Here is a 9,305-nt window from a genome sequence, read left to right as displayed (position 1 = left end):
TAGGCCATGCCGAGATAGCCGAACACCGGCTTGCGGCTGAAGGTCGAGACGATCTGGCTGATGATGCCGAAGCCCGGCAGGATCATGATATAGACTTCGGGGTGGCCGAAGAACCAGAAGAGATGCTGGTAGAGGACGGGGTCGCCGCCGCCCGCCGCATCATAGAAGGTGGTGCCGAAATTGCGGTCGGTCAGCAGCATGGTGATCGCGGCGGCGAGAACCGGCAGCGCGAGCAGCAGCAGGAAGGCGGTGACCAGCACCGACCAGACGAACAGCGGCATCTTGTGCAGGGTCATGCCCGGCGCGCGCATGTTCAAAATGGTGGTGATGAAGTTGATCGCGCCCAGGATCGAAGAGGCGCCCGCAATGTGCAGCGACAGGATCGCCATATCGACCGCCGGACCCGCCGAGCCGCTGGTCGACAGCGGCGCATAGACGGTCCAGCCGGTGCCCGCGCCATTGCCGGTGCCGCCGGGAACGAAGGTGCTGCCCAGCAGCAGGGCGAAGGCGGGGATGAGCAGCCAGAAGCTGATATTGTTCATCCGCGGGAAGGCCATGTCGGGCGCGCCGATCATGATGGGCACGAACCAATTGCCAAAACCGCCGATCATCGCGGGCATCACCATGAAGAAGACCATGATGAGGCCGTGCGCGGTGATGAGCACGTTCCACAGATGATAGGCCTGGTCCAGCGTCGCGTCCGGCCCGTCCATAACCATCGCCCAGTCTTGGAGATACTGGATGCCCGGCTGCGCCAGCTCGGCGCGCATCAGCCCCGAGATCGCGCCGCCGATGATGCCGGCAACGATCGCGAAGATCAGATAGAGGGTGCCGATGTCCTTGTGGTTGGTGGACATGAACCAGCGCTGGAAGAAGGCCGGCTTGTGATCGGCATCATGATGATCATGCGCATGATCGCCGTGATGATCGGCAGTGATGGTGGTCATGGCGTTCCTACCCTATCAAATCTTTTCTTGCGCCGTGGCGGGCGCGGCGGCGGCGCTTGCAGCGGGGGCCGCGCCCTTCAGCGTGCCACCCTGCGACTGGACCCACTGGTCGAACTGGGCGGGCGGCAGCGCCTCGATCGCGATCGGCATGAAGGCGTGCCTCGCGCCGCACAGCTCCGAGCATTGGCCGTAATAGACGCCCGGCTTCTCGATGAAGACGGTCTTTTCATTGAGGCGACCGGGCACGGCGTCCATCTTCAGCCAGAGCGAGGGCACGGCGAAGGCGTGGATCACGTCGGCGCCGGTGATAATCAGCTTGATCGGCCGACCGGCCGGCAGCACCAGGCGATTGTCGGGCGCGAGCAGATAGGGCTCGCCATTGGCCTTCGCCTTGTCCTCGGGCAGCATGTTGGACACATATTCGGGGATGCCGTTGTCGGGATATTCATAGCCCCAATACCACTGATATCCGGTGACCTTGACGGTCAGCGCATCCTTGGGCGCGGGCTTATACTGGTCGGCCAGCAGCCCGATCGAGGGCACGGCGATCGCCAGCAGGATCAGCACCGGCACCACCGTCCACACCACCTCGATAAAGGTATTGTGCGACGTCTTGGACGGCACCGGATTGGCGGCGCGGCGATAGCGGACCATGACATAGAGCATCAGCGCCAGCACGAAGATCGAGATGATCGTGATGATCGGCAGCAGGATGATGTCGTGCAGCCAGCGGGCGGTGTGGCCGGTGGGGCTGAACTGTTCCTGGAGCGACATTTCGCCCGGACGCGGCATGCCGATGCCTTCGGTCGGTTTCATGCGCGGCGGCGCTGCGACCTTGGCGGCGGGCGCGGGCGCGCTCGCATTGGCGACATTGGCGTCGGCCGAATCGGCAGGCGCGCCGGGGTCGGAGGATTTGGGATCGGCGTCCACCGGAGTCGCGAGCGCCGGCGCGGCCGCCGTGGCGCCATTGTCCTGCGCCAGCGCCGCACCGCCTGCGCCAAGTGCCGGCGACAAGGCCAGCAGCCCCGCAAGAACGATCGATTTCACCGTCTTCATAGTGTCTTCGTACCCCTAACCCCTTGGCGCCGCTGCAACGAAGACGCGTGGTAAAGCGCCCTATTGTCCTCGCCCGTCCGGTTCTGCGGCGGCTTATAGGCAGGCTTTTACCCAGCCTCAAGCATCTGGGAGCAGATTTTCTTCGCTGTTGCAACGCTTGCCGTCGCCGCCTATCGGCAGGAGGCCGCGCATGGGCGCGCGATCATGGCGGGCCGGTCGGCTTGGCCATGCGGACGAATTGCGGCCGGCGGGCGTCTGCGCCCCCGCGCGACAGGGTAGACGGAACGGCATGACGGACGAAGAGGTATTGGCGGAATTCCGAGCGGCGGGCGCGCTGCTCGAAGGACATTTCATCCTCTCGTCGGGCCGCCGCAGCGCCAATTATCTGCAATGCGCCCGCGTCCTCATGAACGCTGACCGCGCCGGCCGGCTTGCCCGCGCGGTCGTGCAGAAGCTGCCGCGCGAATTGCGGCAGGAGATCGATCTGGTCGTCTCGCCCGCCATGGGCGGCCTCATCATCGGGCATGAGGTCGGCCGCGCGCTGGACAAGGATGCGGTGTTCCTCGAACGGCCCGAAGGCGTGTTCGAGTTGCGGCGTGGCTTCGCCATCGCGCCGGGGCAGAAGGTGCTGATGGTGGAGGATGTCGTGACCACCGGCCTCTCGTCGCGCCAGGCGATCGAGGCGGTGGAGAAGGAAGGCGGCATCGTCATCGCCGAAGCCGCGCTGGTCGATCGCTCGGCGGGCGAGGTAGAGCTGGGCGTCCCCTTCTACCCGCTCGTGTCGATCAACTTTCCGGTCTATGAAGCCGACGCGGTGCCGCCTGAACTGGCGGCGATCCCGGCGACCAAGCCCGGCAGCCGGAAGCAGTAGCCAGCCCCCATGTCCACGCCGCTGCGCCTCGGGGTCAATATCGACCATGTCGCCACCATCCGCAACGCGCGCGGCGGCGCGCATCCCGATCCGGTCAAGGCGGCGCTGCTGGCAGTGAAGGCCGGCGCGGACGGCATCACCGCGCATCTGCGCGAGGACAGGCGCCACATCCGCGACGAGGATATCGCGATGCTGATGGCGGCGCTCGACGTGCCGCTGAACCTTGAGATGGCGGCGACGGAGGAAATGCTGGAGATCGCGCTCAAGCATCGCCCGCACGCTGCCTGCATCGTGCCGGAAAAGCGGGAGGAGCGCACGACGGAGGGCGGGCTGGACGCCGCCGGGCAATTTGAGGCGCTGCGGCCGGTCGTGGCCAAGCTCAATGAAGCGGGCATCCGCGTCAGCCTCTTCATCGAGGCCGACGCCAAGCAGATTGACGCCGCGATCCGCCTCGGTGCGCCGGTGGTGGAATTCCACACCGGGGCTTACGCCCATCTCGACGGTTCTGCCCGCGCCGCCGAACTGCGCCGCATCGCCGACGCCGCCGCGCTTGCCGCCAGGAACGGGATCGAGCCGCACGCGGGCCATGGCCTCACTTTCGACAATGTCGCGCCGATCGCCGCTATCCCCCAGATCGCCGAACTCAATATCGGCCATTTCCTGATCGGCGAAGCGATCTTCGGCGGGCTGGAGGGCAGCATCCGCGAAATGCGGCGGCAGATGGACCTGGCGCGGTGACGACAGAAGGTCGTCATCCCAGCGAAGGCTGGGATCTCAGGCCGGATAGGACGCGCCTGGAGGCACGAGACCCCAGCTTTCGCTGGGGCGACGGCCTGGGGGGACCGTCGTGATCATCGGCCTCGGCTCCGATCTCTGCAATATCGAGCGGATCCAGAATTCGCTCGACCGCTTTGGCGAGCGGTTCGTCCGGCGCGTCTTCACGCCGCTCGAACAGGCCAAGGCCGCCCGCCGTCCGCTCACCCGCGCGGGCACGCTCGCCAAGCGCTTCGCCGCCAAGGAGGCTTTCTCCAAGGCGGTCGGCACCGGTTTCAAGGCGGGTGTGTTCATGAAGGATATCGGCGTCGTCAACGCCCCCTCCGGCGCCCCGACCCTCGCGCTGACCGGCGGCGCCAAGGCGCGGCTCGACGCGATGACGCCAGCCGGCCACCGGGCGGTCGTTCACCTGACGCTCACCGACGATCATCCATGGGCGCAGGCGTTCGTCATCATCGAGGCGCTGCCGCTATGAGCGACGAATCCACCAGCGAAAGCCAGCCCGTGACGGCCATCGACCTTCCCGAAGAACAGCAGGCCACGCCCGCCAAGACGCCGGTCAATTGGTGGCAGGAAATGAAAAGCATTTTCCTGCTGATCCTCGCCGTGCTCGCCTTCCACAGCTTCGTCGCCAAGCCCTTCTATATTCCGTCCGAATCGATGATGCCGGTGTTGCTGACCGGCGACCGGCTGGTGGTCAGCAAATTCCCCTATGGCTGGTCCTATGTCTCGCCCAGCTTCCATCCGCTGCCCTTCCTGAAAGGCCGCATCCTCGGCCGCCTGCCCGAACGCGGCGACATCGTCATCGTCTCGCCGCCCAACCGGCGCGAGGATTATATCAAGCGCGTCATCGGCCTGCCCGGCGACATATTGGAGGTGCGCGGCGGCCAGGTCATCCTGAACGGCACGGTCGTGCCGCAGAAGGCGCTCAAGCCCTTGCGCATCCCGGTCGACGGCAACGCGCCCTGCCCGCCGCTGCAATTTCCCGGCGCGCTGGTGACGGATCGCGACGGCAAAAGCTGGTGCGAGCTGCCGGTGCGGCAGGAAATCCTGCCCAATGGCAAAACCTATATCACGATCGATACCGGGCCGAGCGCGCTCGACTGGTATGGGCCGGTGCGGGTGCCGGCCGACCATGTCTTCCTGATGGGCGACAATCGCGACAACAGCGCCGACAGCCGCGCGCCGCTGGAGGAAAACGGCCTGGGCGGGCCGGTGCCGTGGGAAGCGATCGGCGGTCGGGCGGAGTTCATCACCTTCAGCCTGGACGGCAACGCGACCTGGAACCCGTTGAGCTGGCTCCACGCCTTCCGCGCCGGCCGCGCCGGCAACAGCCTGCGCCCGGCCAGCGTTTCGCGTCGCGATTGACGGGAACAGCATTGACGGGAACAGGGGCGACGCCGTCCGGTTTCTCTGTCATGATGATCGCGCGGAGAGGAGTCGGAGCGCCATGACCGAGTATCTGGACAAGCAGAAGAGACTGCATTTCGATCTGACCAATGTGGGGTTGCGCGCGCACGCCACATCGGCCGGGCTGGTGCAATTATGCCTGGAGCTGCGCCGGTCGGGGGTGCTGGATGACGCCGCGCTCGAGCGGATCAAGGGCAGCATCGCCTGCGACATAGAAGTGTCGGCCCCGCGTTCCGTCGCTACCCCCGCTTTCCGGCGCGATGTCAGAGCGCGGATCGACCGGATTTTCGCGGGCGAGGAGAAGATCGGCCACGACGATCTTCTGCCGGTCGAAGCCATGGATGACGAGGCGTTCCAGGGTCACGCCTGACCCTTGGCGCACACAGAAAAGGGGCCGAAAGCCGGCCCCTGTTTCTGCTATTCCGGCCTTCCGCCGATCAGCGCCCCGGCTGCGGGATCGCGCCCTGCTGCATCTGCTGCTGGATCTGCATCAGCTCCGCCTTCGACTTGAAATCATGCAGCGTCACGTCGAACACCAGCACCGACCCGGCCGGGATCGGGCCGGCGGCCTGATCGCCATAGCCGAGCTGCGGCGGAATCCAGAGGCGGTATTTGCCGCCCTTCTTCATCTTCTGGAGCCCTTCGGAAAAGCCCGGCACCACGCCGTCGACGGGCATCGGCGCCTGCGGATTCTCGTCGAACACCGTGCCGTCCAGCAACGTGCCCTTATAGCCCACCAGCGCCACGTCGGCGGTGGTCGGGCTGGCGCCGGTCCCGTCTTCCAATATCTTGTACTGAAGGCCCGACTCGGTCGTCACCACACCCTCGGCATGGCCATTGCTGGCAAGGAAGGCCGACGGCGAAGGCTCGACGCCCTGCTGCCCGGCCCAGGCCAGCCCGCCCGCCGCCAGCGCCACCAGCGCGACGCCGATCCACAGGCGCGTCAACGAACCCTTGGCGATGGGACGAAGGGGGACAGCCGTTGTGGACATGGGGTTTTACGCTCGCTTATGGGTCGCGGAAGTTCAGGCATCAGCGGGGCGGCGCAAGGCTGCCCCGCGAAACGGCGTCTTACTTGACGCCGTCGCGCTCGGCGCGCTTGCGCTCCATCTTGCGCGCGCGACGGACAGCGGCGGCCTTTTCGCGGGCGCGCTTTTCCGACGGCTTCTCATAGTGACGGCGCAGCTTCATTTCGCGATACACGCCCTCGCGCTGCAGCTTCTTCTTGAGTGCGCGAAGAGCCTGGTCGACATTATTGTCGCGAACGATGATCTGCATAAACCCGTCTATCTCCAATCGAAAACGATCGATTCGCCGGGACCATTACATCCTTCCCGACGGGCCGACCGAATAGCAAAGCCAGTGAGTCGTCGCGGGTCGCCCCGCGCCATGTGGGCGGCGCCCTACCAGCGCGAGCCCGCAAATTCAAGCCCAAAGCCCGCACTCTCGACATTTGCGCGGGGGACGGGAATAGTGCCTCGCATAAAGCATAAGGAGGATCGCCATGGCAACCGCCGCGAAACGGCCCGACATATCCGCCGCCGAATGGGACGCGCGCCAGCAGCTCGCCGCCGCCTATCGCATCTTCGACCATCTGGGCTGGTCGGAACTCATCTACAACCACATCACCCTGCGCGTGCCCGACGAGCCGGCCGCCTTCCTCATCAACCCCTTTGGCCTGGGCTATCACGAAGTCACCGCGTCCAACCTGGTCAAGATCGATATCGACGGGCAAGTGCTCGACGGCAGCCCCTATCCGGTGAACCGCGCCGGCTTCACCCAGCATAGCGTGTTCCACCGCCATCTGCCCGACGCCCATTGCATCATCCACACCCACACCACCGCCGGCATGGCGGTGAGCGCGGTGGCCGAAGGACTGCGCCCGATCAGCTTCTACGCCGCCGCCTTCATCGGCCGCATCGCCTATCATGAGTTCGAGGGCGTCACGATTCGGCCCGAAGAGGGCGAGCGGCTGATCGCGAACCTGGGCGACAAACGCATCATGATGCTGCGCAACCATGGCACATTGGTGATGGCGGGGAGCCTGCCCGAAGCCTTCCTCCAGCAATGGATTCTCCAGCGCGCCTGCGAGATCCAGGTCGCCGCCGGCGCGGCCGGAACCCCCGTCGACATCCCGCCCGAGGTGATCGCCGTCCACCAGCGCGACCTGTCCGGCGTGCAGCTGCCGGTCGGGCCGGGCGTGCCCGATTTCCAGTCGCTGGTGCGGGTGATCGATCGGATCGATTCGAGCTGGCGGGAGTAGCATCAGAGGCACGTCCCCGGCATCTCGGGTGGGATATAGTTGATCAGGTAGAATGGTAACGCGAGTCCAATCAGCCACGCAGCCGATATACCCATTATGATTTTGGACCGACGCTCTGCAAATGTGAGAAGTTGGACGAGGATCACTATTATGTTCACGAATGCCATGAAATAAGGGACGATGACCCACACCTCCTTGTTACAGCTGCTCGATTCATAATCCGGGTGGGTCATTTGGCCAACTGTGATCAGGATTGCCAAAAGACTCATAAGGCCAATGACGAATAGAATGCTGTAACCCAAAAACCGATTGAGAGACTTGTAAACCGTCTGTTCGTAACGGTCATCTTCGTGCATAAGCCTCCAGCATGATTAGGGCTGCGGACAACTCTCCCCCTCCGCCGCCAGCCGCCGCACCTCCTGCGCCGCGACCTGGGCCAGCCAGGCGCGGCGCTGCGCCTTGTCGGCATTCTCCTCCGCCAGCTTCCGCGCCGCCAGCGCCGCGTTGCGCTCCTTCACCGCCATGCGCGCATAGCTGAAGGCCGCGATCGACAGGCCGGACAGCACGACGATCAGCAGCAGCGCAGCGGCCGACAGTCCCGCCGCGATCCGCCGGCTGCGGCGCTGGTCGCGCCGGTAGAGCGCGGCATAGGATGCGCCCAGCAGCCCGGCGATGAGCTTCAGCTTCACCACGTTCCGCTCATTCTTCTGGAGATCGGGCGCGAGCGGCTCCAGCGGCCGGGTCCGGTCCAGTTCGCCATCCTCGTCCAGCGCGAACAGCAGGGGCGCGGGAAAACAGTCCTGCGCCGCATCGCCCGGCGTCCCCGCCGCGATCACGGCGAACACCGGCGCTTGCGGGTTCATCGTCTTGAACGCGCGGATTTCCTTGTCCACCCATATCGACCGCGCGGCGGCGGGCGAGCAGATGACGATCAGCGCGTCCGATCGCGCCAATGCCCCCTGCAATTTCGGTCCCAGCTCCGCCGCGCCAGCCAGCTCATCCTCGTCGCGGAACACCGGCCGCAGCCGCGCCGGGATCGGCCCGCGCTCGCCCATCGTGCCGACCAGCCCCTGGGGCACGCGGTAATTCTCGATCGCCCGGTGCAGCCAGCGCGCGACCTTCATATCGGCATGGCTGTAGCTAATGAAGGCGGCGTAGCGGCCGCTGCCGCCGCCCACCAGCGCGCTCAACTGCTTTTGCGCGAAACCCGCCAGCTCCGCCCCGCCCGCCAGCACTGGCTTTCCGACCGCGGCGGCGGTATCTACCGGACTCGAAAAGATTTTGCCGAGGGGATTGGACATGATGCGCTTCATCCTAGTCGCGGGCGCCGCAATGCTGACGGCCGGCCCCATCGGCGCGCAGACGCCCGCGCAGCAGCCCGCCGCCGCGCCCGCCCCGGCCGCCGCCCCCGCCGATCCCTTCGCCCAGGCGATCGCCGCGCGGCAGGTCGCCGATTTCGCCCGGCGCGAGCGCGATCCCTATGCCATGCTCACCGCCGCGCGCATGTTGCAGCAGGTGCCGATGACCGACGGCGCCAAGCCCGCCGAGGGCGACGCCGCCTTCTCGCCCGAGGCGCTGTTCGCCGAAGCCAGGACGCTGGCGCGTGACGATCAGGCGCTGCTGCTTCAGATCCGCATGGCGCAATCCTCCGGGCGCGGCGTCGTCGCCTCCGCCTTCGGCAAGGGGCTGGTGCGCCGCGTGCTCGACGTCAATCCGCGCAATGCCTATCGCTTCACCGTAACGGCCAAGGGCGGCGAGCCGCTGCGCATCGGGGCGATCGGCGACATTGGCACGGCCATGTATATCCGTCTGCTCGACGCTTCGGGGAAGCAGCTCTGCCTCGACGACAATGCCGATTACGCGCCGGTCTGCGCGGTTACGCCGCGCGCTTCGGGGCAATATCGTGTCGACATCGGCAACAAGAGCGCCGCGCGCAGCCGCACCGTGATCCTCAGCAACTAACGATCCGGCTCCGTCCATCGCC

At 66.0% G+C, this 9,305-nt stretch carries 12 protein-coding genes; 7 read left to right on the top strand and 5 right to left on the bottom strand.

Annotated features, from left to right (window positions below; translation table 11 throughout):
- Together V2B31_RS04370 and coxB are read right to left on the bottom strand one after the other, a co-directional pair.
- Positions 1 to 947 (bottom strand): cbb3-type cytochrome c oxidase subunit I (locus V2B31_RS04370; protein WP_328275715.1); only part of this gene is annotated, 947 nt, incomplete at its 3' end.
- Positions 948 to 962: 15 nt separating this feature from the next.
- The gene (gene coxB / locus V2B31_RS04365) at positions 963 to 2,003 is read right to left on the bottom strand and encodes a cytochrome c oxidase subunit II (protein WP_328275713.1); all 1,041 of its coding nucleotides are present in this window, start codon (positions 2,001 to 2,003) and stop codon (positions 963 to 965) included.
- Positions 2,004 to 2,292: 289 nt separating this feature from the next.
- Here coxB and pyrE point away from each other — a divergent pair, with 289 nt between their 5' ends.
- The 5 genes from pyrE (at position 2,293) to V2B31_RS04340 (ending at position 5,428) form a co-directional block, all read left to right on the top strand.
- Positions 2,293 to 2,874, top strand: a complete 582-nt coding sequence (gene pyrE / locus V2B31_RS04360) for an orotate phosphoribosyltransferase (protein ID WP_328275711.1) — start codon at positions 2,293 to 2,295, stop codon at positions 2,872 to 2,874.
- Positions 2,875 to 2,883: 9 nt separating this feature from the next.
- Complete coding sequence (locus tag V2B31_RS04355) at positions 2,884 to 3,612, top strand: pyridoxine 5'-phosphate synthase (protein ID WP_328275709.1); 729 nt, start codon at positions 2,884 to 2,886, stop codon at positions 3,610 to 3,612.
- 109 nt (positions 3,613 to 3,721) lie between these two features.
- A complete protein-coding gene (acpS, locus tag V2B31_RS04350; RefSeq protein WP_328275707.1) occupies positions 3,722 to 4,123 on the top strand; it encodes a holo-ACP synthase in 402 nt (133 codons plus the stop codon).
- Positions 4,120 to 5,016: a signal peptidase I gene (gene lepB / locus V2B31_RS04345; RefSeq protein WP_328275705.1), complete on the top strand. Its 897-nt coding sequence runs from the start codon at positions 4,120 to 4,122 to the stop codon at positions 5,014 to 5,016. Before acpS ends, lepB begins: the two co-directional genes overlap by 4 nt.
- An 82-nt stretch (positions 5,017 to 5,098) precedes the next feature.
- Positions 5,099 to 5,428: a hypothetical protein gene (locus V2B31_RS04340; RefSeq protein ID WP_328275703.1), complete on the top strand. Its 330-nt coding sequence runs from the start codon at positions 5,099 to 5,101 to the stop codon at positions 5,426 to 5,428.
- Between the two features lie 67 nt (positions 5,429 to 5,495).
- Here the strand turns inward: V2B31_RS04340 and V2B31_RS04335 are convergent, their stop codons facing one another.
- Together V2B31_RS04335 and rpsU are read right to left on the bottom strand one after the other, a co-directional pair.
- Complete coding sequence (locus tag V2B31_RS04335; protein WP_328275701.1) at positions 5,496 to 6,050, bottom strand: FKBP-type peptidyl-prolyl cis-trans isomerase; 555 nt, start codon at positions 6,048 to 6,050, stop codon at positions 5,496 to 5,498.
- 79 nt (positions 6,051 to 6,129) lie between these two features.
- Positions 6,130 to 6,336, bottom strand: coding sequence for a 30S ribosomal protein S21 (gene rpsU / locus V2B31_RS04330; protein ID WP_328275699.1), 207 nt, complete (start codon positions 6,334 to 6,336; stop codon positions 6,130 to 6,132).
- Positions 6,337 to 6,562: 226 nt separating this feature from the next.
- Between rpsU and V2B31_RS04325 the strand changes: the two genes are divergently transcribed.
- Complete coding sequence (locus tag V2B31_RS04325; RefSeq protein ID WP_328275697.1) at positions 6,563 to 7,321, top strand: class II aldolase/adducin family protein; 759 nt, start codon at positions 6,563 to 6,565, stop codon at positions 7,319 to 7,321.
- Positions 7,322 to 7,692: 371 nt separating this feature from the next.
- Here V2B31_RS04325 and V2B31_RS04320 read toward each other — a convergent pair whose 3' ends face one another.
- A complete protein-coding gene (locus V2B31_RS04320) occupies positions 7,693 to 8,622 on the bottom strand; it encodes a toll/interleukin-1 receptor domain-containing protein (protein WP_328275695.1) in 930 nt (309 codons plus the stop codon).
- Between V2B31_RS04320 and V2B31_RS04315 the strand changes: the two genes are divergently transcribed.
- Positions 8,621 to 9,283 carry a hypothetical protein gene (locus tag V2B31_RS04315; RefSeq protein WP_328275693.1) on the top strand — a complete coding sequence of 221 codons (663 nt, stop codon included), beginning with the start codon at positions 8,621 to 8,623 and terminating at the stop codon, positions 9,281 to 9,283. The genes V2B31_RS04320 and V2B31_RS04315 overlap by 2 nt on opposite strands.
- Positions 9,284 to 9,305: the final 22 nt, after the last annotated feature.

Source organism: Sphingobium sp. (assembly GCF_036170395.1).
In the GTDB taxonomy this organism is placed as follows: domain Bacteria; phylum Pseudomonadota; class Alphaproteobacteria; order Sphingomonadales; family Sphingomonadaceae; genus Sphingobium.
The sequence above is the reverse complement of the archived record's forward strand: the minus strand, read 5'-3'. Positions and strand labels throughout refer to the sequence as shown.